Below are 24,284 nucleotides of genomic sequence, written 5' to 3'. Positions count from 1 at the left end.
ACTTCACGGAGAACGCAATGAGAAAAATCGGCGTCGGAATCATCGGCTGCGGTGTGATCAGCACCGCCTACCTCAAGGCAGCGCAGCGCTTCCCGTTCATGGAGGTGAGAGCTTTGGCCGACATGCGCAGCGATGTGGCGGAGCGGCAGGGCGCCGCCTTCGGGCTGCCGGCGATGCGGGTCGACCAGCTGCTCAAACGCGATGACGTCGAGATCGTCATCAATCTCACCGTTCCGCTCGCCCACACCGACGTCAGCCTCGCGGTGCTAAACGCCGGCAAGCACGTTCACTCCGAGAAGCCGCTCGGCATCAACGTCGCGGAAGCCCGCAAGGTGATGGATCTCGCCGCGCAGAAAGGGCTTCGCGTCGGCAGCGCACCCGACACGTTCCTCGGCGGCGGGCACCAGACTGCGCGCAAGCTGATCGACGACGGCGCGATCGGCACCCCTGTCGCCGGAAGCGCCTTCTTCGGCTGTCCCGGCCACGAGCGCTGGCATCCGGCGCCCGGCTTCTATTACTTGCGCGGCGGCGGGCCGATGCTCGACATGGGCCCGTATTACATCACCGATCTCGTGCAATTGCTCGGTCCGGTCGCCAGCGTGATGGGCTCGACCGCGCGCCCGAAATCGGAGCGTCTGGTCACCAGCCAGCCGATGAACGGCGCGCTGATTCCGGTCGAGGTGGCGACCCATGTTGCAGGCACGCTCGAATTCGAGAGCGGGGCGGTGGTCTCGATCGCGATGAGCTTCGACGTGCCGAAGCACCGGCATGCGCCGATCGAGATCTATGGCGACAAGGGCAGCATGTTGGTACCGGACCCGAACCGCTTCGGCGGCGAGGTGCAGGTCGCCAAGACCGGCGGTGAATTTGAGACGGTGCCGTTGACGCACGGTCATGTCGAAGGCGAGTTTCGTTCCATCGGCGTCGCCGACATGGCCTCCGCGATCCTGAACGACCGGCCGCACCGCGCCAGCGGCGCGCTCGCCTTCCACGTGCTGGAGGTGATGGAGGCGTTCCAGACTTCCGCCGACGACGGCCGACGCGTCAAGATCGAGAGCCGCATCGAGCGGCCGGCGATGCTGCCGGCCGGACGTGAAACCGGACAAATCGACTGAGGACAGAACATGCGCAAGGCAATGATTGTGTGGGGCGGCTGGCCGGGACACGATCCGGATCTGTGTGCCTCGATGATCCGCGGCTGGCTCAGGGCGGAAGGTTTTGAGGTCCGGATCGAGACGACGACGGAAGCATTCGGCGATCCGGCGATCCATGATCTGTCGTTGATCATCCCGATCTACACCATGTCGAAGATCGAGAAGGCGGACGCGCTCAATCTCTGCGCGGCGGTGCGCAGCGGCGTCGGACTCGCCGGCCATCATGGCGGCATGTGCGATGCGTTCCGCGAGTCGGTCGACTACCAGTTCCTGTGCGGCGGGCAGTGGGTGGCGCATCCCGGCAACATCATCGATTACAAGGTCGACTTGACGAAGCCGGATGACCCCATCATGAAGGGCCTGAAGAGTTTCGAGCATCGTTCCGAGCAGTACTACATGCATGTTGACCCCGCCAACGAGGTCTTGGCGACGACCACCTTCACGGGCGAGCACGCGCCCTGGATCGACGGCGTAGTGATGCCGGTGGTCTGGAAGAAGCGTTACGGCGCGGGCAGGGTGTTCTATTCCTCGCTCGGCCACCGCGCCTACGAGCTCGACGTGCCCGAGATCCGGACGTTGATGACGCGCGGCATGCTGTGGGCGGCGCGCGAATGACGGCTGGCGCGATGCAGCCGGCAGTTCGCGCCACGCTCGAGGATGTCGCGCGTGCGGCGGGCGTTTCGCTTGCGACCGTCGATCGCGTCGTCAACCGGCGCGAGGGCGTCCGTGCCAAGACCGTTGCGCGTGTCGAGGCCGCCGTCGCCAAGCTCGGCTACCGTGCCGACGTGGCGGCCGCCCGGCTGGCGCGCGGACAGAGTTTTCGCTTCGCCTTCGTGCTGCCGACCGGCAGCAACAGCTTCATGACCAATTTGACCGAGCAGGTCCAGCGCACCGCGGACTGGCTCGCCGGCCAGCGCGGCTTCATCGATATCCTCCATGTCGACGTGTTCGATCCGGATGTGCTGGCAGGCGCGCTCGAAAACCTGTCGCCGGCCTATCAGGGCGTCGCCGTCATTGCGCTGGACCATCCCAGGGTGCGCGCCGCGATCGACGAACTCACCGCGCGCGGGGTCGCCGTGGTGACTCTCGTGTCGGACGCGCCGAGCTCGCGCCGCCTGCATTACGTCGGTATCGACAACCCGGCCGCGGGGCGGACTGCCGCGACGCTGATGGGACGTTTCCTGGCCGGGTGCGAGGGGACGGTCGCCGTGATCGCCGGATCGTTGTCGCTGCGCGATCATACCGAGCGGCAGTTCGGCTTCCACCAGATCCTGTCCAGCGAATATCCGAACCTGGTCGCGCTCCCGGTCATCGAGGGCCGCGACGACAGTGCACGCACGCGGGAGCTCACCGCCGCGTTGCTCGCGCGCCATGCCGATCTCCGCGGCATCTATTGCTGCGGCGCCGGAAATCGCGGCATTGCCGATGCGCTGGAGGCCTCTGACCGCGCGCGCGAGGTGGTCTGGATCACCCACGAGCTCACCCAGTACACACGGCGTTTCCTGGTGCGCGGCACGCTCGATGCCATCATCAACCAGGATCCTGGCCACGAGGCGCGGTCTGCGGCGCGGGTCCTGCTCGCGCATTGCTCGGGTGAGCCGATCAGCCCCGATCAGGAGCGCATCCGCATCGACATTTTTCTGCGCGACAATCTGCCGTAAGCGACGCATCATCCTGCCGGATCACCGGCCGCATGAATGCGGAACGATTGCCGCCGGAATCGCATTTGCAGTCGGTAAGCCCGCTGCGGACGGGCCGCGGCCATGCGTTTGCCGGTGGAGGACAATGAGAAACAGCGCCTCGGACGTCGCCGAGATCAGGGACGCCGTTCACCTCTGCATCGACATGCAGAACATCTTCGCGCCCGGTGGTCTCTGGGCGACACCCTGGATGGAGCGCGTCCTGCCAACGATCGCCTCGATCGTTTTGCGCTTCCAGATCAGAACGATCTTCACGCGCTTCGTCACGCCGGAAGATCCGGAAGATCGTCCCGGACAGTGGCAGCACTATTTTCGTCGCTGGCACCAGGCGACGCGGAAGCATCTTCCGCCGTCCGCTCTCGACCTCGTGCCGGTCCTGAGCCGCTTCGTTCCGCCGGCGGCCGTGATCGACAAGCCGGCCTATTCCGCCTTCAGCAATCCCGGCCTCGCGGGCCTGCTGATCGAAAAGAAGGTCGGCACGGTCGTGATTTCGGGCGCCGAGACCGACGTCTGCGTGCTCTCGACGGTGCTCAGCGCCGTCGATCTCGGCTTCAGGGTCGTCATCGTCGAGGATGCGCTGTGCAGCTCGTCCGACGTCGGGCACGACGCGCTCATGACGATGTACCGCACCCGCTTTCACGGTCAGGTCGACCTCGTGACCGCCGAGGAGCTGGCGGAGTTCTGGCGCGAGTAGGGTGCTATCAGCTCAATTGACGTTGTCGCCGAACATGTTGCGGAAGGCCGTGGCGACGGCCGTAACGCCGTCGACGCCGTGCATGAGCGCGATCTCGCCCTGCTGGCCGTGGCGAATGGCATGCGCCATGATGCGCAGGCGCAGATCGCCGCGGCTCTGCCATATCTGATCGGCCATCCGGACCGCGCCGGAATGATGCTTGGTCATCGCCTCGGCGAAGACCGCGTCGAACTGGTCGGGCGGCGCCGCCTTGACCCCTCGCATCTCGGCCGGCGTCAAGTAGCCCGGCATGGCAGCACGTTCTTCCGTGCTGCAGTCGGGCATCTCCGTGTCGAACCAGCTCAGCCACCAGTTTTCGAAGATCCTGATTTCGCCGGCCTGGCTCGCGACCATCAGCATCGCGAGCTTGCGCAGATGCGGGTCCTGGGCCTGTTCGGCGGCGATCCGCGCCAGCTCGATGCCCTGGGCGTGATGCGCGGTCATGTGCCTGATATAGGTCTGGTCCGCATCCCTGTCGCGGCCCATCCACGGCGGCTCGTAGCCGTGGCTGCCGAACAGGGCTATCGCGCCGAGCAGCACCATCGCGGCCACCGCGCCGGTGGCCCAGACATTGGTGAAACGAATATCGCGCAGCCGCGCATGGCCGCGCCTCCAGCGCAGCCGGGCGAACAGGGGATACATCACGGCCGAGGAGCCATGGACCAGCAGCCCGATCCAGTAGGGCTGCTGCAACGTGAACAGCGGTTGCCAGAACGGAAACAGTGGCACCAGCACGAACCATTCCATGCTCGAGGTGAACGCCGCCCACGGCAGCGCGAGCAGCAGGATCGTTCGCGGCGCTAAGTCCGCGGTCCAGCGCCCGAGCACGCCGAAGAACACCAGCGCCCAGGAGAAATCCGCCCATTGATGAAAGCCGATGCCGGCGAGGATCGCGCTCCACGATGGCTCTGCGCTGAGCGCCCAGTCGCGCGCGGGAATAGCGGCCACCGTCATCCAGTCGACCGCGGCATCGCGGCCGATGCGGGCGGCGAAGAGCTGGCTGACGAGGGTCGAGAACGTGCTGCTGATCAAGCCGAGCTCGGCGGCGGCGATCCAACGCGAACGTCGCGCTCGCCCGGTGAACCGCAACGCGCCTCCGCCAGCGTGCCGCGCTGTATCGGAGACCGTTGGTCGCGGCTCGGCGTTCACGTCAGCTGCTTGAGCTTCTTCAGTGGATTGAGCTCGCTCGGCTTGTCCTGTTCGTCACGGCCGCGCTCGGCTTGCGCCTTGCCGTCATCGTGGAGATCCTGGTCGCCGATGATCTCGCCGACGGCCTGCCTGGTCTTGCCGACGATGCGTTGCCGAAGACCGTTCGTCTTGCTCATGAGCTGCCTCCCTTGGCCTGCCTCCAAGCTTCATGCCGCCAGCCCCGGCGCCTGAAGGGGGGGCGAGCGCCGGGGCCGCGGTTTCGCGCAGTCCGCCTCCGGCCGGGGGGGCAGGAGGCGTTGATCAGACGCACTGATGCGCCGATGGTTCCTGCCGTCACCGCGCCTCGATTGCGATGATCACGCCTTCATTGCCGCGGAGCAGGATGGATGCGTCCGGCAATGGCTCGGGCGGGCGATCCAGATGCGTGGACATCAGCAGGCGGCCGCGGCCCTGCCAGTGGTATTTCCGCGGCTCGGCAGCGATGTTGAGCGCGATCAGCAATCCGTCGCCGTCATCGGTCCGTTTGTAGGCGAGGACGTCCTGCAGCGAACGCAGCGGCTCGTAACCGCCCCGGCGCAGGCACCCATGCTCGCGCCGCAGCGCCATCAGCGCGCGAAACAGTGCCAGGATCGAACGCTCGTCGCGCTGCTGCCCGGCGACGTTGGCCGCACCATCAGGACGCTCCAGCGGCAGCCATGGTTTGCCATTGGTGAAGCCGCCCTCCGGACTGTCGTCCCAGCGCATCGGCGCGCGCTCGGGATCGCGGCACAGGTCGAAGCCGGGCACGAGCTTTTCGAAGGGATCGCGGACGCGCTCGGACGGAATCGGAACGCGCTTGCGGCCGATCTCGTCGCCCATGAAGAAGAACGGTGTCCCTTGCAGCGTCATCAGCAGCATCGCCAGCACGCGCATCTGGGCTTCGCCGATCTTGCTGGCGATCCGCTGCTTGTCGTGGCCCCCGACCACCCAGACCGGCCAGGCCTTTTCCGGGATGGCGTTGAAATAGGAATCGATCGTTGCCTGCAGCGACAATGCATCCCATTGCGAGTCAAGCAAAGCGAAATTGAGCGGCAGATGCAGGCGCGGCTTGTCGTTGCCGTAGAAGTGGCCGATGCGGTCGGTCTTGCCCTGGACTTCGCCGCACACCATGCGCCCCGGATAAGTGTCGATCACCTCGCGAATGAACTCGATGCAATCCATCGTCTCCGGCCGGTCGTCGTTGAACACGGGCGTCTGCCGCTGCGGCGGCGGCTTGCCCTTGGCCTGCGGGTTAGGCGGATTGTCGCGCATCAGCGCGTCCTTGATGAGCACCGCGCTGGCGTCGACGCGAAAGCCGTCGACGCCGCGGTCGAGCCAGAAGCGCATGACGTCGGCGATCGCGGCGCGCAGCTGCGGATTGCGCCAGTTGAGGTCGGGCTGCTCGACCAGGAAAGAATGATAATAATATTGCCGCCGCGCCTCGCACCATTCCCAGCCGCTGCCGCCGAACCGGCTCAGCCAGTTGTTGGGCGGCCCGCCATTCTCGGCAGGATCGGCCCAGATGTACCAATCGGCCTTGGCACTGTTGCGCGAGCTTGAGCTCTCGACGAACCAGGCGTGATCATTGGCGGTGTGATTGGGGACGAGGTCGAGGATCAGCCGGATGCCTGCGGCGTGCAGCGCCTCGAGCAGGCGGTCGAACTCCTCCAGGCTGCCGAACGCAGGATCCACCGAGCAATAGTCGGAGATGTCATAGCCGAGGTCGCGGAACGGGCTCTTGTAGATCGGCGTCAGCCACACCGCGTCGACGCCGAGCCATTTCAGGTAATCGATCCGCGACATCAGCCCAGCAAGGTCGCCCTTGCCGTCGCCGTTGGAGTCCTGGAAGGAGATCAGTGCGATCTCGTAGATGACGGCGGATTCCCACCACTTGGCTTCGTCAGGGGACTCGACGCTCATCACCTCGCTTCACCTCGTTTTGTCCGGCGTGAGCCGCGATCTGCCTGGCCGCAGTCCGGACGCTCTCGATGCCCTTGGGGAAACCGCTGCGGTTCGGATAGAGCTTACGCCGTGCATCGCGCGGCGGGCGTCGCGGCTTGGTGTCCTGTGCGGCACGGTAGTCGAGCATGGCAATGCCACCGACCATCAGCAGCGCCAGCGCGATATTGCCCTTCTTGGGATTGTCCGGCGTCAGCCCCGACAGCAGCGCGGCGGCATCGAGGCCGTCGCCGCCGACGCGTGCCCACAGGCCAGCGTTCTTCTCGACCGACAGCGACATGATGCCGGCCAGGATCTCGCGGGCGCCGAAGGCCCGCACCATCGTCTCGTGGCCCTCCATGCCCAGCGTTTCCGTGACGCGCCGCGGCGCGAGGAATTCGACGACGCCGAGGCCGATGCTGAACCAGCCGAGCGCGCGGGCGAGCTGGTCCGCCGGCTGCTTCAGGCTTGGTCCGCCCTGGACGATCTTCGGATCGCCCTTGGTGCGCACGATGTTGGAGAAATGAAACATGAGCTTGCTCCTCAGGGCTTCAGCACGACCTTGACGCAGGAATCGCGCTTGTCGCGAAACACCTGGTACATCTCCGGTCCCTGTTCGAGCGGGACGGTGTGGGTGATGACGAAGGACGGATCGATCTCGCCGTCCTCGATGCGGCGCAGCAGATCGTCGGTCCAGCGGTTGACGTGGGTCTGGCCGGTGCGCATCGTCAGCCCCTTGTTCATGAAGGCACCCATCGGGAGCATGTCGGACAAGCCGCTGTACACGCCTGCCACCGAGATGATGCCGCCGGGACGGCAGACATAGATCATCTCGCGCAGGACGTGCGGCCGGTCGCTCTCCGCCATCACCATCTGCTTGGCGCGGTCGAGCAGCGTGTCCGGCAGCGAGGCCATCACATGCGATTCCATGCCGACGCAATCGATGCATTTCTCCGGGCCCTTGCCATCGGTCAGCTCCTGCAGCCGCTCCAGAACGCTCTCGGTCTCGAAGTTGATCGTGGTCGCGCCGCCGGCTTCCGCCATGCTCAGCCGTTCGGGCAGGCAATCGATTGCGATCACCTGGTTGGCGCCGAGCAGGAGGGCGCTGCGGATCGCCATTTGGCCGACCGGACCACAGCCCCAGATCGCGACCGTGTCGGTCGGCTCGATGTCGCATTGCACGGCGGCCTGCCAGCCGGTCGGGAAGATGTCGCTGAGGAACAGCAATTGCTCGTCGGGAATGCCGGCGGGCACCTTGATGTGGGTGGCGTCGGCATAGGGCACGCGCAGATATTCGGCCTGGCCGCCGGGATAGCCGCCGGTCAGGTGGGTGTAGCCGAACAGGCCGGCGGTGGTATGTCCGAACACCTTGTCGGCCAGATGGCGCTTACGGTTGGTGGTTTCGCAGACGGAAAAATTGCCCCGCTTGCACTGGTCGCATTCGCCGCAGATGATCGTGAAGGGCACGACGATCCGGTCGCCCTTCTGCAGCTTGCCGTCGACGCCGGAGCCGACCTCGACCACTTCGCCCATGGTCTCGTGCCCCATGATGTCGCCGGGCAGCATGCCGGGAATGAAATTGTGGAACAGGTGCAGGTCGGAGCCGCAGATGGCGCAGCTCGTGACCTTGATGATGGCATCGCGCGGATCCTGGATCTCAGGGTCGGTGACGGTGTCGCAGCGGATGTCCTCCTTGCCGTGCCAAACCAGCGCCTTCATCTTTCGTCCTCTCGGCTGAACCAGTTGCCACTTAAGTCCAGTAATGAACGATGGTTGCTAAGCGCTGCACAATTCTTCGCACTGCACCTGATAGGAACGAGATGGCGGCGGAGCGATTGGGCGTCATCATCTCACCGCAAGGACATATGCCATGCCCGCCAATCAACTCGCCGTCGTCACCGGCGCCTCCACCGGCATCGGCCTGGAGCTCGCCAGGTGCTGTGCCCAGGCAGGCTTCAACCTGGTCATCGCCGCAGATGAATCCCAGATCGAGCGGGTCGCCGTCGATCTGCGCCGGCTCGGCGTCAGCGTGGAGCCGGTCGAGGCCGATCTTTCCACCACCGAAGGCGTCGACAAGCTCTGCGCCGCGGTGGGCGACCGGCCGATCGACGCGCTGCTCGCCAATGCCGGGGTCGGCCTCGGCAAGGCCTTCCTCGACCAGGACTTCGCCAGGGTGAAACACCTGATCGACACCAACATCACCGGCACGCTCTATCTGATCCACCGCGTCGGCAACGAGATGCTCCGCCGCAATGCCGGCCGCATCCTGATCACCGGTTCGATCGCCGGCTTCACGCCCGGCAGTTTCCAGGCGGCCTACAACGCCAGCAAGGCGTTCCTCGATTCATTCTCGTTCGCGCTGCGCGAGGAGTTGCGTGACAGCGGCGTCACCGTCACCTGCCTGATGCCGGGCGCCACCGACACCGAATTCTTCCGCCGCGCGGACATGATGGACACCAAGGTCGGCACCGAGCAGAAGGATGGCGCCTACGACGTCGCCAAGGCCGGCTTCGATGCCATGCTGCGCGGCGAGGCCGATATCGTCACCGGGCTGAAGAACAAGATCCAGACCACGGTCGCCAACGTCACGCCGAACGAGATCCTGGCCAGGCAGTATCGCAAGATGGCCGAGCCGGGCACGGCAAGATCGTAAGATGCCGTCGCTGCAATCTTCGCGGAGCAGTGCGGCACATTCCTTGGTGCGACTATAAGGAGAGAGCCGATTCACATAGCCTAATGCGCGGTGGCCCCGAAGCCGTCAAATTGGACGGGCTGGAAACAGAAGGGGGCTGCGATGGCGATGGACCGCATCGAACAGGCCTTTGTCGCGACTGCAATCACGGGCTTTCTCGTCATGATGGCGGCAATCGTCTGGATGATGGTGAGTTGACGCGAGGGAGCTTGCCGTCTTGCGCGTCGCGCTACCTTACGCCGCGGTTATCCTATGCCTGGCCGTCACCGCCTGGCTGACTTTCGCGCATCTGCTCTGATCGGTGGCGAGGCTGCGCGGTATCATGCGGTTGACCGCGGACGAGGCTCGCAAGGTTCTGGGCCATGGCCACAATGTCGATCGGTTTCTCCCAGAGCTGCACGTCCCGGAATTCCGTTTCGATGCTGAGCCTGTCGTAGCCCGTGGTGAACACGAAGGGCACTTGGCGTGCCCTGAGCTCGCGGGCGATCGGAAAGATCGACTGGGCGCGGATGTTGACGTCGAGGACCGCGGCATCGAGAGCGCCGCCATTGTGCAGCATCTCGACCGCATCCTCGATGTGGCCGACGGGACCGGCGATCTCCGCGCCGAGTTTGCGTAGCGCGTTGCCGATGTCATCGGCGAGAAAATATTCGTCCTCGACCACGAGGATGCGGCGACCCATCAATGGCGCGCGCTGACGAGACGACGTGGACGATACCGACATGATCCCTCCGGCGCCCCCTCGCTGGGAACATTAGGCCGGTGGCGCCCTCGTACAACAATGCAACCGAAGCTGGGTTCCATGCCACCGCGATATCATCGTCATCGGAGGCTCGGCCGGTGCGACCCAGCCAAAACCGGGGTAGCCATGAGCCAGCCTGACCTACGCATTGAGACCGAACATCTGACCGAACCCTTGACGCCGGGTCGCCGGGAGGGGCTTGGTTCGGAAATCGAAACAGGTTTCGGGACGTTTTTGTCTTTGATCTGTTGGGATAATATCGATTTCTGCGATTTGCAGGGACGGGCGCCCGTTGGCCCCGGTCGGTGAACGAAAGCTGCCAGAGCCATGAACGAAGTCGGCGACCAGCCGGTCGATGGAGAGCGCCAGAGGAAAGTCCCGCTGATCATCGGCGTAGGCGCCTCGCCGGGTTCGCCGGAGAGCATCGCGCGCTTTTTTTCCAAGTTGACCCTCGGCGCCGATCAGACCCTCGTGCTGGTGCTTCAGCATCACGAGGCATCCGACGAGCCGCGGTTGCGAGAGGTCGTAAGAAATTCCAACGGCGGCAAGGTCGCTGAGATCGCCGATGGCCATGTGGTCGAGGGCGGCACCATCTATCTGTGTCCGCCCGCGATGATCACCACGATCCAGGACGGCCGGTTCGCGGTTCGGAAGGCCAGGCAGTCGCCTGGCGAGCGCGCCATCATCGACAGCTTCCTGGTGTCGCTCGCGGAGGAACGCGCCGAGCAATCCATCGGCGTCCTCCTGGCCGGCACCGGCGGTGACGGCACGCTCGGCACTGCGGCCTTGAAGGATCATGGTGGTCTCGCCATTGCCGAAGGAGTCGCGAGCCCCGAACAAGCCTCGCCTCTGGCCGACGGCAACACGCCGGCTTCCATCGCCGATTTCGTGCTGTCGCCGGAGGAGATCCCCGCGTACATCCAGGTCTATGCCCGACATCTGCGGCGCCTGGAACCGAAATCCTCCAACGCGGGATACCACTCGCTCAACGAGGAGCTTCAGTCGGTCAATGAGGAGCTCGAAACCTCGCGCGAGGAGTTGCAGTCGGTCAACGAGGAATTGACGACGGTCAGCGGCGAGCTGGCGCATCGTGTCCAGGAATTGACGCGCACCAGCAGCGACCTCAAGAACTTCCTCGAGAGCACGCAGATCGCCACCGTGTTTCTCGACAACGAAATGCGCGTAATGAACTTCACGCCGGCGATCAGGCAGATCCTGCATCTCGTCGAGACCGATACGGGCCGGCCGATCGCCCACATCAAGGCCCACGTCCCGATCGAGGAGCTGTACGAGGACATCCGCCGTGTACTGCGCACGCTCGCGAGCGTGGAGCGCGAGCTGAGCGCGACGGACAGCGGCACGCGCTACATCGTGCGCATTCTGCCTTACCGCAGCATCGACAATCTTATCGCTGGCGTCGTCATCACTTTCATCGACGTCACCGCGGTCACGCGCGCCGAGGAGCGCCAGCGTCTGCTGCTGGCCGAGCTCCAACATCGTGTCCGCAACACGCTCGGCGTGGTGCGCTCGATCGCCCGCCGCTCCGCCGAGACCAGTTCCACGGTGGAGGAATACGCCTCGCATCTCGACGGGCGGCTCAACGCATTCGCCCGCACCCAGGCGCTGGTGACCCGCGATCCCGAAAGTGGGGTCGACCTGGAATTTCTCGTCGTCGAGGAGTTCCTGGCCTATAACGCCCGCGAAGGAGAGCAGATGCGGGTGTCCGGCCCCAAGGTGCGCTTCCAGGCCAAGGCCGCGGAGACGTTTGCGCTCGCGATCCACGAGCTTGCGACCAACGCACTGAAATACGGTGCCCTGAGCCGGCCCGGCGGACGTATCGAAATCACCTGGCGCCTCGACGAGGGCAGGGATCCTGCCGCGCTCCTGTTCGAATGGCGCGAGCACGGCGGACCGCAGGTCGAGCCGCCGCCGCGAAAGGGTTTTGGTACCGAGCTTCTGGAGCGCACGCTGGCATTCGAGCTCAAGGGGCACACCGCGTTGGCATTCAACCCTGCGGGGTTGGAATGTGCCATCGCGATCCCCCTCAGCAAGCGCACGTTTCACACACCGGTGGTAGCTGGCTGATGCCGTTGTCGACGTCCGATCGCAGCGTGGTGGAGCCGGCCATTCGCCGGCTGAGCGCGCTGAGGATGTTGTCAGCGGAGGCCCGCGCTTCACTCGAATATGCGATGCTCGAGGGGTTGCAACGTGGCGGCCCGGGCGAAGACCTCCTCGCCGAAGGGGATTCTGTCGACAGTGTCCGTATCCTGCTGTCGGGCTGGCTCTGCCGCTACAAAATGCTCGAGGATGGGCGGCGCCAGATCGTCAATTTCATTTTTCCGGGCGAGAGCTGTGACACCCATGCGTTCCTGCTCCCGGTGATGGACCATTCCATCGCGACGCTGACGCCGGTGGTCTACGCCGAGATCAAGCGCGCCCGTTTCGAGAGCCTGTTGGCCGGCGACCGCTCGCTCGCGGAAGCGTTCTGGTGCGAGACGCTGGTCAACAACGCGATCCAGCGCGAATGGGCCGTCAATCTTGGAAGGCGCATGGCCTTGGAGCGCGTGGCGCATCTGTTCTGCGAGATCTTCGAGCGGCTTCGTCCCGTCGGCATGGTCGAGGGCAATTCCTGCATCATGCCGGTGACACAAATGGATCTCGCCGATGCGACGGGATTGTCGGTGGTCCATCTCAACCGCACCGTCCAGGAGCTGCGCGCGTCGGGCCGGATCGTGCTGCGCGATCGCACGCTGACCATCAACGATCTCGATGCGCTCAAGGACGCCGGACTGTATTCGCCGAGCTATCTGCAGCTCTACCGGCGCGGTTGAACTGCGGACCAGGCCTTCGTGGCGCCCGCGGTCGGGCCGGAAATCGGTCATTCAACGTTCGTGATCATTTGCATACCGACGCCTCGCGGATCGTCTTGCGCGCGCAGCTCGGCCGCCTGAAGCTCCTTGTATTCCGCTCGTTTGCGATACTCCTCCGCCATTTCGAGAAGCACCGTTCGCGTTGCGGGGGAGGAGCTGAGAGCAGCCTGGTGCTCACAGCTCTTCTGCAGCTGGCGATAGTTGTCCATTTGCGCCAATCCAGGCTGGAGCCACGACATCCCCAAATTAGCAGAATGAGCCACCGGCTGATTTAACCCATGTTACGCTTTCTGGCCGATGAGGCACCACGCAACCGTTCCGCTTCTGGAATGTTGTAGAGGCATCGCCTTCGCGCGATGATTTCAATCGGTAAGGAGGCAACGGAGCGCTCCGACCTGGCGATCAGGGAGACAGCCTGATGACGACGCGACATCGGTTCAAACATGCTGAGACTTTGGAAACGCGCCTCGCCGCCGAGGCGGAGCGGCTGCGCGAGGCAGCGAAATCGCTTCCGCCGGGCGCAGCTCGCGACGAGATGTTACGCAAGGCGCGTCAGGCGGAGACGGGGTCTCAAATGAGCGAGTGGCTGAGGTCACCGGGCCTACAGCAACCGAACTAAAGGGCGCAGCGCGTGCAGCCTGTCACAGGCTGCACGCGCCGGGAACGGGTTAGATGTCGGCGCGTACCGATGCGCTGATGTCGTGGGCAGAAACCGGAAAAATGAGCGCCACGTCCATCGTCCCCGTTGTGTCCGGTTGTCACCCGGCGGTGCGGAGCATCAACGCCGCTTCGCGGTTTTGGTTCGCCGGTTGTAAGGCGAGCGGTTGACGGGCCGCAGCGAAATGCCTTCGCGTTGCGCCTTGCTGCGAATGGCCGCGACCGGGCGCTGCAATTTGATGCTCATCACACCGGTCGGCGTGTTTCCTTTCGCAAGCTGCTTCAACTTGCTCACGTCCGCCGGCGTCCAGGGCTGCCGCGCGCGGCGCTTGTACGCCGGGCTTGCCTTGCGCGGTCCCTTGCGGCCGATCGGTGAGCCCGGCCGTTTCCATGCTGCTTTCGCCATGATGATCCTCCTTCAGGATCGTTCTTGAACATACGAATCAGCATTTCGGTTCCGGCGCAATGTCCGTCCTGTCGCTTGCCAAAATCGCGCGCCGTTAACTTGATGCGCCACAGGAGGTGGTTCGCCAGTAAGGGTAAGGAACCGCGCGCAATGCTCCGGGTTGATCGGACGACCGACTTTGCCGGAGCACGCATGACGGACGCCGAAATTCGCAAGGGGATGCCGCCCGTCAAGCTGTCGCGCGCAGAGTTCGAACGGCGTTACAAGGGGCAGTTCGTCGACCCCGTCTTTGCCCCGCTGCAGCGCGAGCTCGATGCCGTCACCGCTGCGGCCTGGGATGCCTACAGCCATTCGCGCAAGGCACCGTTGACGCGGAAGGCGGGCGCGGGTTTTTCCGATCCCGACTACGACATCGCCGTCGACTGGCTCGAGGCACGTGCAAAGATCCTGGAAGCCCAGCGACGGCACGACGATGCGAACGAGACGCCGCGCATCCTCGTCATCAACGGCTCGGCCCGCAGCGAGCACACCTGTCCCGGCGAGATGTCCAAGACCTGGCGGCTGGTCAAGCTGGCCGAGCCTGTCTTCGCCGAGATGGGGTTTGCCGTCGACATTCTCGACCTGTCGCGCCTCGCCTCGGAATTCGGCAAGACGATCCATCCTTGCAAATCCTGCGTCGGCACCGCCATGCCGCTCTGCCACTGGCCCTGCAGCTGCTACCCGAACCATTCGCTGGGACAGACGGGCGACTGGATGAACGAGATCTATCCGCTATGGGTTGCCGCTCACGGCATCCTGATCGTGACGCCGGTGAACTGGTATCACGTCCCGGCCGGGCTCAAGGCGATGATGGACCGCATGGTCTGCGCCGACGGCGGCAATCCCGATCCGACCTCGACGCATGGCAAGAAGGCCGCCGAGGCCAAGGCGATCGAGCTGAAGGGCTGGTCCTATCCGCGCCATCTCGCCGGCCGTCATTTCGGAATCGTCGTTCATGGTGATGCCGTCGGTGCCGAGGGCGTGCGCCGCGCTTTGTCGGACTGGCTGACTGACATGCAGCTGATCTCGGCCGGCCGCTTCGCCGAGCTCGACGGCTATGTCGGCTACATGGAGCCATACGCCACCTCGCATCACGAGCTCGATGAAGACGCAAAATTCCAGCAGCAGGTGCAGAACGCGGCGCGCGCGCTGGGCAACGCTGTCCGGCTGGCAAGGAGCGGGCGCCTTCAGGAGCCCGGTGCCGGTCTTGCCGACCCGAGCCCCAAATGACCGTTGCGCGGCTCGATTGCCTGATCGTCGGCGGCGGACCTGCCGGACTGATGGCTGCGATCTATCTGGCACGCTTCCGCCGCAGCGTCTGTGTCGTCGACACCGGCGCGAGCCGGGCCGCGCTGATCCCGCGCAGCCACAACGTTCCCGGCTTCGTCCACGGACTGTCAGGCGCGGAGCTGATCGAGCGGATGTCAGCGCAATTGGACGAGCTCAGCGTCACGCGCGTGGAGGCCGAGGTCACCGCGCTGCGGCGGCACGATCATGGTTTTGAGGCGAGCTGGAACGGCGATGCGCATGCCGCCGCCACCGTCATTCTCGCCAGCGGCATCGTCGACACCCATCCGCCGTTTGCCGAATGGCGCGAAGCGGTCGCGGATGGGCTGTTGCGCTACTGTCCCGTCTGCGACGCCTTCGAGGCGACCGGCCATCGCATTGGCGTCATCGGCCCGCTTCACCTTGCCGCCAGTAAGGCGCTTTTCCTGCGCGCCTATTCGCGCGACGTGACGCTGCTCGCAACCGGACCGGACGACGACCAGGGCGCAGCCTCGGAGCTGCTGGATGCCGGCGTCGAGGTCGTGTTCGCGCCCGATTTACACCTGCGGCGCAGCGGCGAGGGCATCGAGGCCGTCTTCGCCGATGGCCGGACGATGCAATTCGACATGGTCTATCCCGCGATGGGGGCCGAGGTGCGTTCGCAGCTCGCGGTGTCGCTGGGGGCCAAGCATGTTGGCGAAGGCTATCTCAAGGTCGACGACCATCAACGCACGTCGATCCATGGGCTCTACGGCATCGGCGATGTCGTCACCGATTTGCACCAGATCTCGGTCGCGTTCGGCCACGCGGCCGTCGCCGCCTGCAACATCCATCACAGCCTGCCGCGGCGTCTTGCATGAACTCACAATTGCTAGGGAACCGGGAACGAAGGGCGTTGCCTCGCCTTGGTTGAGCGGGCGGGCGAGCGCAAGGAGATAGAGATGGCGCAATCAGAAGACATGACCCGCTGCGTCGCGCTCTGCATGAGCTGCTACCAGACCTGCCTTGGCACGGCGATGAACCACTGCCTCGAGACCGGCGGAAAGCACGTCGAGCCGAAGCACTTCCGCCTGATGATGGCCTGCGCCGAAATGTGCCGGACGGCGGCGCATTTCATGCTGATCAATACGCCCCATCACCGGCATACCTGCGGCGAATGTGCTGAGATCTGCGCCGAGTGCGCCGCGGATTGCGAGCGGATCGGGGGCATGGACGAATGCGTCGCCATGTGCCGCTCCTGCGCACAATCCTGCCGCGCGATGGCCGCTTGAGGAGAAGCCCATGCTGGAAGAGAAGCTCAAGGACGCCGTCATCGGCGAGCTGCAACGGCAGGCCGCCAACCGGCCGCAGTCGCTGAAGATCGAGGGCGCCAAGGATGCGCAACGCTCGGAAGAGCTGACCGTCAACGGCAAGATCGACCTCGGCGCGCTCGTCATGGCGATCGCCGGATCGGTTGCGGGCGGCCCTTAAGCCGCCTCAGCCGTATTCCTCGCCGATGCCGTATTCCCGATAGATCTCCAGCGGATCGAGGTCGGGAAACAGGCGGCATTTGGCCTGGGCGAGGTGCAGGCGCACCGCCGCCGGCTCCTTGCCGTTCGAGAGCATCTTGCGGATGTCGTCCATATGCGCGGTCGGCTGGTGCTTCGGTTCGAGCTGCTCCAGCGCGACCAGGGCGGTCGCGAGGGCCTCGGTCAGAACCCAGTCGTCGTGGCCGGTAATTCCCTTCTTCGGCATCGGCTGACCCCAGATGTGGCGGCAGGGCTTTAGTCTATCGCGACTTCCGCCAAATCGCCATTGAGCCGTTGCGGGTATCCTGCGGGGGGCAGCGCCCGTGGGCCATGCTCCGGCTTGCCTTATGTCCGCGTCAGGCTAAAAGGCGGCGCGAGTTGCGGGGGCGACAGTATCTTTATTGAAACAAACTTGGCGTAGACGGGCCGCTACCGCATCCAGGCTGGCCGTTCCGGTCTGAATCTCCGATCCCGAATTTGCAACACGATTGTGGTTGCGCTCCTCAAGGCTCGAACCAGCATGGTCTTTCTCAGCTTCGTCTACCGCTTCATCACCAACTTCGCGTTCATGGCGGTGGTCTATTTCAGCCTGAACTTCATGGAGAAATATCCGAACCGGGCGATCCTTGCGATCCTGGTGCTGATCTATGCCTCCATGCGTGCAGTCTCGACGCTGCGGGCGTTCTACTTCTTCCAGAAGATCGAGAGGCTGGAAGCCGAGACACGGCGTCTTCAGGGCCCGATCAACGACGGCTCCGGAGGAACGAACGCGCGCAAGCAGGTCATCGCCGACGTTGCCCGGCTGCGGCGTGACGGCGAGCTCAAGTCCTATATGGACCTGTTCTTCCTGGCGCTGATCGTGCTGCTCTGCGTCGCCGCCATCCTGCGCCAGTAGAGGTTAAGCCCGTTTCTTCAGGCTGGCGACGCGGGTCGGGCGCGGCGTAGCACTCTTGACCTGCGCGGCATGCTTCGGTGCCGCCGGGGCCGCATGCGCGGCGTGCCGAGCTTGGGACTTGGCCGTCCTGCCCTTTGCTATCTTGCCCCTGACCGCATGCGGCGTCTCGGCCGCCATCGCCAGCCGCGTCGCGGCACGCCGCGACAATGTCGTCGACAGAAGCACCTCGACCGAGCCTTCCGGGATCGCGAAGAGTGCGCGGCCGGGCACGGGCAGGGTGGATGCGAGATCCATCTGTCCCTTGGTCCGGCGCGGCAGCAGCGATTGATGCTCGGTCTGTGCGTTGAGGTCGGCGAGCGAGGGCGCCGGAAGCGTCCGGGTCTGCGTGAACACGAAGGTCGGAACGGCCGGCCAGCGCGCGATCGGCACCGTCTCGGTCGGCGGATGCAGCAGCCATTCCACCGGATTGGTCGGCGTCGCCGGCCGGTCGGCGGTCGCCGGCACCACATGCACGATGCGATAACCGTGCGCCTTGAGATCGCGGATGATCTTCGGCAGCGCCGCCACCGTGCGGGCCTGGATGTCGTGCAGCAGCAGGATGCCCTTGCCCTTGGCCTCCAGCCGCTGGATCGCGAGCTGATAGACGCGGTCGGACGACACATGGCGCCAGTCGTCGGCCGGGAAGTCGGCGCTCCAGACCTGGATGCCGCGCGAGATCAGATAGTTCTCGACGCCTTCGGCGCGCATCAGGCCGGGAATGCGGAAGAACGGGGCGAGCTGGGACGGGTCCGTCATCGCGGCCGAAGTCCACTCGATGCCGCCGTTGATCTCGGGCTCGAACTTCTCGACCGGCATCCGGTCGAAGGTCAGCGGATGGTTCATGCTGTGGGTGCCGACGGTATGCCCCGCCGCCACCAGCTTGCGCACACCTTCGGGATTCGCCTTGGCCTGGCTGCCGATGATGAAGAAGGTCGCCTTGATGCACTCGTCGTCGAGGATCTTGAGGACCTGGTTGGAATATTTGGGCAGCGGACCGTCGTCGAAGGTGAGAACGATTTCATGGTCCTTCAGCGGCAACGTCTCGCGGTACTGCATGGTGCCGATGCGCGGATGCTCGTGCGGATCGACCACGAGCGTGCGGGAAGTCCCGAGCGCGTCCGGATGGCCCGGACAATCGGCTGCAAGCGCCGCCGGCGATCCCACGGCCGAAAACCCAAGGAAACCGCCGAGGCAAAGGACGATCCACGATCGCGTCCGCACAACAACGCTACTTCCGATCATGAACTCCGTCTGCCCTCATCAGCTATTGCCGCCATAATAGGTCGGAGACTGCAGGAAACGGTTCAGGCGCCAAGAGGCTTTCAAGCCTTTCCCATTGCAAAGTCCCTATCTATTTGCATGGCGTAGCATGAACAGAGTGTTAATAGGGCTCAAATCACCCCAATTTGCGCCGGCGTGACATTCCGGCATCAGCGCGCATCGGCATTCTTCTGCGGCGGGCCAGCCGGTACGACGTGAACCACGCGAAACCCGTTCTCCCTCAGATACCGCAGGAAGGCCGGCATGATCGCGGCCGTGCGCGCCTTGGGGTCGTGGAACAGGACGATGCCCTTGCCGGCCGCGGCGAGGCGCTCGGTGACGAGCTTCAATTCCTGCTCCGGCGTCATCTCGTTCCAGTCGCTGGCCCAGAGGTCGGCCCCGAACACGACGATGCCGCGCGCCTGGAGCAGGTCGAGCTCGGCCTGCGTCCCCTCGAAATAGGGAAACCGGAAGAACGGCGTCGAAGGCGTCGTCGTCGAGGTGCCGTGCAACGCCGTCTCGTTCGCGGCGATGCCGCGGTCGATCTCGCTCTTCGCCTTGTCGAACGGGATCCGCGCCATGAACGGATGTGAGAAGGTGTGGTGGCCGATGGTGTGGCCCTCGCGGGCGATGCGCTTGACCATGTCGGGATGCTGGGAGGCGTGCAGGCCGATCAGAAAAAAGGTCGCGCGCACGCATTCCTGCGCCAGCGCCGCCAGCACCTTCGACGTCGTCGGCGGGTTCGGTCCGTCGTCGAAGGTCAGCACGACCTCGTGATCGGCCAGCGGCAGCGTCTGCGGAAAGCTCTTCAAGCCCACGCGCGGCGTGGTCTTGGCATCGACGCTCAGCACGCGGAAGGTGCCGAGCGCGGCCTTGCGCGGGCACTCCGCAGCATCCGTCGCGGCGATGCCGGCGAGGGCGGCGAGGGCCGCGCCCAGCGACATCGAGGTCCACCTCAGTCGAAGCATCTTTGTCATTGCGCTCGGAGTTGCCTTGTGGGTATTGCCTGAACCGTCAGCCCAGATCACCCGTTCCAACCTGTCAAACGGCGAGGCGCGCCATGGACGAACATATGGACGTGGCCCCACCCGCTGCGGATTCGGTACTCGACCACGTGCCGATGCGCAATGAAGACGGCGACATCAGGCACGAATTCGTCGAGGAGATTGCGCGTGCGATCGAGGCCGGCGACAGCGCCTCGCTGCGCGCCTGCGTCGCCGAGCTGCACGAGGCCGATCTCGGCGATCTCATCGGCGCGCTGGAGCCCGACGACCGTGTCCGCCTGGTCGAGCTCACCGGGGCCGACTTCGACTTCTCCGCGCTGAACGAGGTCGACGAGGCCGTCCGCGAGGAGATCCTGGAAGAGCTGCCGCCGGAGACCGTCGCCGAGGGCGTCCGTGAGCTCGAATCCGACGACGCGGTCGAGCTGCTGGAGACCCTCGACCAGGCCGAGCAGGAGGAGATCCTCGAGAAGCTGCCGCTGAAGGAGCGCGTCGCGCTCGAGCGCAGCCTGCTGTATCCGGAGAATTCGGCCGGACGCCGCATGCAGACCGAGTTCATCGCGGTGCCCCAGGATTTTACCGTGGGCCAGGCGATCGACTACATGCGCGAGACGCCGGATCTGCCCGACCGCTTCTACGAGATCTACGTCGTCGACAAGGACCAGCACTGGCAGGGCGCTGTTCCCCTCGACGTGCTGCTGCGCGCGCGCCGGCCGATCGCGCTGGCCGAGCTGACCGATGAGGACCGCCGCCGCGTGTCCGTCCTGGAGGACCAGGAGGAGGTGGCGCGCATGTTCGGCAAGTACAATCTCGTCGCTGCCCCCGTGCTCGACACCCAGGATCGCCTGGTCGGCGTCATCACCGTCGACGACGTCGTCGACGTCATCGAGGAGGAGGCGGACGAGGACCTCAAGGCGCTCGGCGGCGTCACCAGCGACGAAGAGCTGTCGGATACCTTCCTGACCATCGCGCGCGGCCGCTTCAACTGGCTGCTGGTCAATCTCGCGACCGCCTTCCTCGCGTCCTCCGTGCTCGGCCTGTTCGAGGGGCAGCTCGAGAAGATGGTCGCGCTCGCCGTGCTGGCGCCGATCGTGGCGAGCCAGGGCGGCAATGCCGCGACGCAGACCATGACAGTGGCGGTGCGGGCGCTGGCGACGCGCGAGCTCGGCGCCTCCAACGCCTGGCGGGTGGTGATACGCGAGGCGCTGGTCGGCCTCGTCAACGGTCTCGCCTTCGCGGTGATCACGGGGATCGCGGCGGTCGCCTGGTTCAAGATTCCGGGCCTTGGCATCGTCATCGGGCTCGCGATCATCTGCAACCTCATCGCCGGCGCGCTCGGCGGCATCCTGATCCCGATGGCGCTCGAACGTGTCAGGGCCGATCCGGCCGTGGCCTCCGGCACCTTCGTCACCACCGTGACCGACGTCGTCGGCTTCTTCTCCTTCCTCGGCATCGCGACGCTCTGGTTCGGGTTGAGGTAGGGGGCGGTTTGGGGCGCCAAGCTCGCTCCGCGTCATTGCGAGCGCAGCGACTTGTCCGCCGAAGTCTTGGCGAAGGCGGAAGCAATCCAGAATCCCTCCGCAGTGGCAGTCTGGATTGCTTCGTCGCATCAGCGCAAAATTGCTACGCAATTTTGTCGCGAGCTCCTCGCAATGACGGGGTGGGCAGCGCGGGCCCCCTCACTCTCGTGTCCCGGGCGCGCTGCGGCGCTCCATAGCGCGTCGAAGACGCGCGTAAACCCGCTTATGGCGCTGCTGCGCAGACCGGGACCCAGAAGGCGGCGTACTCCGCGGCGAAATGGGCCCCGGCTCAGCAGCGCACCACGCCGCAAGGGCGGCGCGTTGCGCTGCGTCCGGGGCACGGGACCGTCATCTTTAATCCGAACTTAAGCGACCTGCCGCATCATCGGCCGCGCTTGGGGGACTGGACATGCGGTTGCGGCTGAAGGCGGACGGACGGGTCGTTGAGTTGCGGGACGGGCAAGAGCTTCCAGTTCAGCCGTTTCCGGTCCAGCCGTCTGTCGTCGAGCCCGTGGCCACGGTCGCGCCTGGCGATAGCTCTTCGCTCGCGGTGCGCGATTTGCGTCGCCGCGCCTGCCTGACCCAGATGGAATTTGCCGCCAAGCTCGGCGTTCCCGTTGAGACCATCCGCAATTGGGAGCAGGGCAAGCGTGCTCCGCGGGGGCCGGCCCGCGCGCTACTGGCGGTGATCGCGCACGCCCCGGAAACGGTGTTCCAGGCGCTTGCCAAAGCCTGACGTCAAGGCCTCGCGGATTGAACAGCCCTGATGCGAACCTCCCGTTAGCATTGCGCCAAATATCCGGCCGGACTGCCGCGGCCTGCGTTGGCAGCGTCATGGGCCGGGTCCATAATGCGCTCTGATGACGTTTGGGGCTGCCGGAACGGAAGAGGAATTCTCATGCTGTTCGTCGAGGCCAATGGCGCAAGAATCCCGGCGATCGGGCTCGGGACCTGGGAGCTGAGCGGAAGGCTTGCCGCGCGCGTGGTCGAGCAGGCGCTGCGGCTCGGCTATCGCCACATCGACACCGCCCAGGTCTACGACAATGAACGCGAGGTCGGCGACGGCTTGCGCGCCTCGGGCGTGCGGCGCGACGACGTCTTCCTCACCACCAAGGTCTGGACCAACCACTTCGCGCCCCACGATCTCGAGCGCTCGGTCAAGGAGAGCCTGGCGCGCTTGCGGCTTCCTAGCGTCGACCTGTTGCTGCTGCACTGGCCCAATTCGCACGTGCCGCTGGCGGAGACGCTTGGCGCGCTGTCGCATGCGAAGACGATGGGCCTGACCCGCCACATCGGCGTCTCCAATTTCACGGTGGCGCTGATCGAGCAGGCGGTGGCGGCCTCACCGGAGCGGCTCGCCTGCAACCAGGTCGAATACCACCCTTATCTCGATCAGGCCAAGGTGAGGGCGGCCTGCGACCAGCATGGCCTTGCCCTCGTCGCCTACAGCCCGATCGCCAAGGGGCGCATCAAGACCGACCAGACGCTGGTCGAGATCGGGCGCACCCACCACAAGACGCCGGCGCAGGTCTGCCTGCGCTGGCTGCTGCAACAGAATGTCGCTGCGATCCCGCGCACCTCGCGCATCGAGCGCCTGTCTGAAAACATCGAGATCTTCGATTTCGAGCTGTCGGAAGACGAGATGAGCCAGATCGCCGCGCTCGCCAATCCGAAGGGCCGCCTGACCGACTTTGGCTTCGCCCCGAAATGGGATTGAGGGGAGACCGCATTATGCTAACAGCAGGGCGGCAATCCAAGATCTGGCAATGGAACTGCGGACAATCATACGGACGGACATTGCAGCGTCGGCGATCGCGCATCTGACGCTGGTGGCGCTGATCATCCTGATCAGCGAAGTCCATCCGTTCCACGCTACTCCGTCCGAAACCGTCACGGTGGACATCATCACGCCGGAGCAGGTGAAAGAGGAGGAGGCGAAGGCAGAGGAGAAGGCTCAAGAAGAGGTCAAGGAAAAGCCGCCGGAGCCCGACCTGAAGCTGCCGAAGCTCGATATCACTGACAAGGCGGATCCAGCGCCAAAATCCGCGGACAAGCCGCAGGCTTCGTCGCAACCTTCACCGCAGCCGGCGCTGCAGAAGCCGCCGCAGCCCGCGCAGGCGCCGAAGCCGCGTGAGGCCAACGCGCAGCCGCAACAACAGGCTCCGCCGCAACAACAGCCGCCGCAGCAACCCCAGTCGCAGCCGCTACCGCAAATGCCGCCTCAGCCGACGCCCCCGCAGCAGCAGGCTGCGCCGCCGCCGGCCTATCAGGCGCCGCAGCCTGACGTCACCGTCAAATACGGCGTCATGCTGGGGCTGCCGCCTGAATTGCCGCTGCCGAAAGACGTCCCCAAGGACGATGGCGGCGACGCCAAGGATTCGATCGGCGCCAAGCTGCCGCCGGAAGTCATCGCCGCGCTTCGCGGTCACTTGCGCAGCTGTGCGAAATTGCCGGCCGGACTTGCGCCCACCGACAACGTTCACATCAAGCTGCGCACGGTGTTTTCGACCGACGGCACGCTGGCCCGCGAGCCGATCCTGATCGAGGCCCCGCCGTCCGCGAAAGGCGTGGCCCTCATGAAATCCGCGATGAGCGCGCTGCAGAACTGTCAACCTTACAAGATGCTGCCCGCCAATCTGTACGAGGAATGGAAGGTGCTGGACCTGCCGTTCAGCCCGCGGGATTTCGGCGGGTAGC

The 24,284-nt window shown here is 65.1% G+C and carries 26 protein-coding genes and 2 pseudogenes; 17 read left to right on the top strand and 11 right to left on the bottom strand.

All coding sequences use genetic code 11. The annotated features are described in order from the left end of the window. Positions 1–17: 17 nt before the first annotated feature. The 4 genes from UNPA324_RS30715 (at position 18) to UNPA324_RS30700 (ending at position 3,548) form a co-directional block, all read left to right on the top strand. A complete protein-coding gene (locus UNPA324_RS30715; protein WP_128920499.1) occupies positions 18–1,115 on the top strand; it encodes a Gfo/Idh/MocA family protein in 1,098 nt (365 codons plus the stop codon). A gap of 9 nt (positions 1,116–1,124) precedes the next feature. Then, positions 1,125–1,769, top strand: a complete 645-nt coding sequence (locus UNPA324_RS30710; protein ID WP_128920500.1) for a ThuA domain-containing protein — start codon at positions 1,125–1,127, stop codon at positions 1,767–1,769. Then, entirely contained in the window at positions 1,766–2,815 is a 1,050-nt protein-coding gene (locus tag UNPA324_RS30705) for a LacI family DNA-binding transcriptional regulator (RefSeq protein WP_141937668.1), read from the top strand. The genes UNPA324_RS30710 and UNPA324_RS30705 overlap by 4 nt, the downstream gene beginning before the upstream one ends. Positions 2,816–2,939: 124 nt before the next feature. Continuing rightward, positions 2,940–3,548: a cysteine hydrolase family protein gene (locus UNPA324_RS30700; RefSeq protein WP_141937667.1), complete on the top strand. Its 609-nt coding sequence runs from the start codon at positions 2,940–2,942 to the stop codon at positions 3,546–3,548. A gap of 12 nt (positions 3,549–3,560) precedes the next feature. Here the strand turns inward: UNPA324_RS30700 and UNPA324_RS30695 are convergent, their stop codons facing one another. From UNPA324_RS30695 to UNPA324_RS30675, 5 genes are all read right to left on the bottom strand, one after another. After that, on the bottom strand, positions 3,561–4,736 hold the full coding sequence (locus tag UNPA324_RS30695) for a DUF305 domain-containing protein (protein WP_181769574.1): 1,176 nt from the start codon (positions 4,734–4,736) through the stop codon (positions 3,561–3,563). Next, a complete protein-coding gene (locus UNPA324_RS30690) occupies positions 4,733–4,912 on the bottom strand; it encodes a CsbD family protein (protein ID WP_128920504.1) in 180 nt (59 codons plus the stop codon). Before UNPA324_RS30690 ends, UNPA324_RS30695 begins: the two co-directional genes overlap by 4 nt. Before the next feature lie 157 nt (positions 4,913–5,069). After that, positions 5,070–6,674 carry an alpha-amylase family glycosyl hydrolase gene (locus tag UNPA324_RS30685; protein ID WP_141937663.1) on the bottom strand — a complete coding sequence of 535 codons (1,605 nt, stop codon included), beginning with the start codon at positions 6,672–6,674 and terminating at the stop codon, positions 5,070–5,072. Then, the gene (locus UNPA324_RS30680; protein ID WP_141937660.1) at positions 6,655–7,224 is read right to left on the bottom strand and encodes a hypothetical protein; all 570 of its coding nucleotides are present in this window, start codon (positions 7,222–7,224) and stop codon (positions 6,655–6,657) included. The genes UNPA324_RS30685 and UNPA324_RS30680 overlap by 20 nt, the downstream gene beginning before the upstream one ends. An 11-nt stretch (positions 7,225–7,235) precedes the next feature. Then, positions 7,236–8,411 carry a zinc-dependent alcohol dehydrogenase gene (locus tag UNPA324_RS30675; RefSeq protein ID WP_128920507.1) on the bottom strand — a complete coding sequence of 392 codons (1,176 nt, stop codon included), beginning with the start codon at positions 8,409–8,411 and terminating at the stop codon, positions 7,236–7,238. A gap of 151 nt (positions 8,412–8,562) precedes the next feature. On the opposite strand from UNPA324_RS30675, the gene UNPA324_RS30670 reads away from it, so the two are divergent. Continuing rightward, entirely contained in the window at positions 8,563–9,345 is a 783-nt protein-coding gene (locus tag UNPA324_RS30670; RefSeq protein WP_141937658.1) for an SDR family NAD(P)-dependent oxidoreductase, read from the top strand. A gap of 289 nt (positions 9,346–9,634) precedes the next feature. Here UNPA324_RS30670 and UNPA324_RS30665 read toward each other — a convergent pair whose 3' ends face one another. After that, complete coding sequence (locus UNPA324_RS30665) at positions 9,635–10,108, bottom strand: response regulator (protein ID WP_141937656.1); 474 nt, start codon at positions 10,106–10,108, stop codon at positions 9,635–9,637. 345 nt (positions 10,109–10,453) lie between these two features. Between UNPA324_RS30665 and UNPA324_RS36235 the strand changes: the two are divergent. From UNPA324_RS36235 to UNPA324_RS30655, 3 genes and pseudogenes are all read left to right on the top strand, one after another. Beyond that, positions 10,454–11,035, top strand: a pseudogene (locus UNPA324_RS36235) (chemotaxis protein CheB); the annotation flags it as partial. Between the two features lie 42 nt (positions 11,036–11,077). Beyond that, positions 11,078–12,211 (top strand): annotated as a pseudogene (locus tag UNPA324_RS36230) (sensor histidine kinase); the annotation flags it as partial. Then, a complete protein-coding gene (locus UNPA324_RS30655) occupies positions 12,211–12,957 on the top strand; it encodes a Crp/Fnr family transcriptional regulator (protein WP_141937652.1) in 747 nt (248 codons plus the stop codon). The pseudogene UNPA324_RS36230 and the gene UNPA324_RS30655, both read left to right, overlap by 1 nt. A gap of 47 nt (positions 12,958–13,004) precedes the next feature. On the opposite strand, the gene UNPA324_RS30650 is transcribed toward UNPA324_RS30655, so the two are convergent. Together UNPA324_RS30650 and UNPA324_RS30640 are read right to left on the bottom strand one after the other, a co-directional pair. Further along, the gene (locus tag UNPA324_RS30650; protein WP_128920512.1) at positions 13,005–13,205 is read right to left on the bottom strand and encodes a hypothetical protein; all 201 of its coding nucleotides are present in this window, start codon (positions 13,203–13,205) and stop codon (positions 13,005–13,007) included. A gap of 569 nt (positions 13,206–13,774) precedes the next feature. Further along, positions 13,775–14,059, bottom strand: a complete 285-nt coding sequence (locus tag UNPA324_RS30640) for a hypothetical protein (protein ID WP_128920514.1) — start codon at positions 14,057–14,059, stop codon at positions 13,775–13,777. Positions 14,060–14,251: 192 nt separating this feature from the next. Between UNPA324_RS30640 and UNPA324_RS30635 the strand changes: the two genes are divergently transcribed. The 4 genes from UNPA324_RS30635 to UNPA324_RS30620 all read left to right on the top strand — a co-directional run bounded on the left by UNPA324_RS30635 (position 14,252) and on the right by UNPA324_RS30620 (position 16,834). Beyond that, positions 14,252–15,328 (top strand): flavodoxin family protein, encoded by a 1,077-nt coding sequence (locus UNPA324_RS30635; protein ID WP_141937650.1) that lies wholly within the window; start codon positions 14,252–14,254, stop codon positions 15,326–15,328. Continuing rightward, complete coding sequence (locus tag UNPA324_RS30630; protein ID WP_141937649.1) at positions 15,325–16,224, top strand: NAD(P)/FAD-dependent oxidoreductase; 900 nt, start codon at positions 15,325–15,327, stop codon at positions 16,222–16,224. Before UNPA324_RS30635 ends, UNPA324_RS30630 begins: the two co-directional genes overlap by 4 nt. Positions 16,225–16,305: 81 nt before the next feature. Further along, the gene (locus UNPA324_RS30625; protein ID WP_128920517.1) at positions 16,306–16,635 is read left to right on the top strand and encodes a four-helix bundle copper-binding protein; all 330 of its coding nucleotides are present in this window, start codon (positions 16,306–16,308) and stop codon (positions 16,633–16,635) included. A gap of 10 nt (positions 16,636–16,645) precedes the next feature. After that, positions 16,646–16,834 carry a hypothetical protein gene (locus UNPA324_RS30620; RefSeq protein WP_128920518.1) on the top strand — a complete coding sequence of 63 codons (189 nt, stop codon included), beginning with the start codon at positions 16,646–16,648 and terminating at the stop codon, positions 16,832–16,834. 6 nt (positions 16,835–16,840) lie between these two features. On the opposite strand, the gene UNPA324_RS35420 is transcribed toward UNPA324_RS30620, so the two are convergent. Next, the gene (locus UNPA324_RS35420) at positions 16,841–17,098 is read right to left on the bottom strand and encodes a hypothetical protein (protein WP_164936394.1); all 258 of its coding nucleotides are present in this window, start codon (positions 17,096–17,098) and stop codon (positions 16,841–16,843) included. Positions 17,099–17,392: 294 nt separating this feature from the next. Here UNPA324_RS35420 and UNPA324_RS30610 point away from each other — a divergent pair, with 294 nt between their 5' ends. Then, the gene (locus UNPA324_RS30610) at positions 17,393–17,767 is read left to right on the top strand and encodes a hypothetical protein (protein ID WP_128920519.1); all 375 of its coding nucleotides are present in this window, start codon (positions 17,393–17,395) and stop codon (positions 17,765–17,767) included. Between the two features lie 3 nt (positions 17,768–17,770). On the opposite strand, the gene UNPA324_RS30605 is transcribed toward UNPA324_RS30610, so the two are convergent. After that, positions 17,771–19,048 carry a polysaccharide deacetylase family protein gene (locus UNPA324_RS30605; RefSeq protein ID WP_141937647.1) on the bottom strand — a complete coding sequence of 426 codons (1,278 nt, stop codon included), beginning with the start codon at positions 19,046–19,048 and terminating at the stop codon, positions 17,771–17,773. Between the two features lie 188 nt (positions 19,049–19,236). Further along, complete coding sequence (locus UNPA324_RS30600; RefSeq protein ID WP_181769691.1) at positions 19,237–20,010, bottom strand: polysaccharide deacetylase family protein; 774 nt, start codon at positions 20,008–20,010, stop codon at positions 19,237–19,239. A 116-nt stretch (positions 20,011–20,126) separates the two neighbouring features. On the opposite strand from UNPA324_RS30600, the gene mgtE reads away from it, so the two are divergent. The 4 genes from mgtE (at position 20,127) to tolA (ending at position 24,283) form a co-directional block, all read left to right on the top strand. Beyond that, entirely contained in the window at positions 20,127–21,548 is a 1,422-nt protein-coding gene (mgtE, locus tag UNPA324_RS30595; RefSeq protein ID WP_141937643.1) for a magnesium transporter, read from the top strand. Between the two features lie 442 nt (positions 21,549–21,990). Next, the gene (locus tag UNPA324_RS30590; RefSeq protein ID WP_128920523.1) at positions 21,991–22,323 is read left to right on the top strand and encodes a helix-turn-helix domain-containing protein; all 333 of its coding nucleotides are present in this window, start codon (positions 21,991–21,993) and stop codon (positions 22,321–22,323) included. Between the two features lie 162 nt (positions 22,324–22,485). Continuing rightward, a complete protein-coding gene (locus tag UNPA324_RS30585) occupies positions 22,486–23,304 on the top strand; it encodes an aldo/keto reductase (protein WP_141937641.1) in 819 nt (272 codons plus the stop codon). Between the two features lie 49 nt (positions 23,305–23,353). Next, positions 23,354–24,283, top strand: a complete 930-nt coding sequence (gene tolA / locus UNPA324_RS30580; RefSeq protein WP_141937640.1) for a cell envelope integrity protein TolA — start codon at positions 23,354–23,356, stop codon at positions 24,281–24,283. The last annotated feature ends 1 nt before the right edge of the window (position 24,284 follow it).

Origin of the sequence: Bradyrhizobium sp. UNPA324 (genome assembly GCF_006658635.1) — a bacterium.
Lineage (GTDB): Bacteria > Pseudomonadota > Alphaproteobacteria > Rhizobiales > Xanthobacteraceae > Bradyrhizobium > Bradyrhizobium nanningense.
This window is presented reverse-complemented; position numbering and strand designations above follow the sequence as displayed.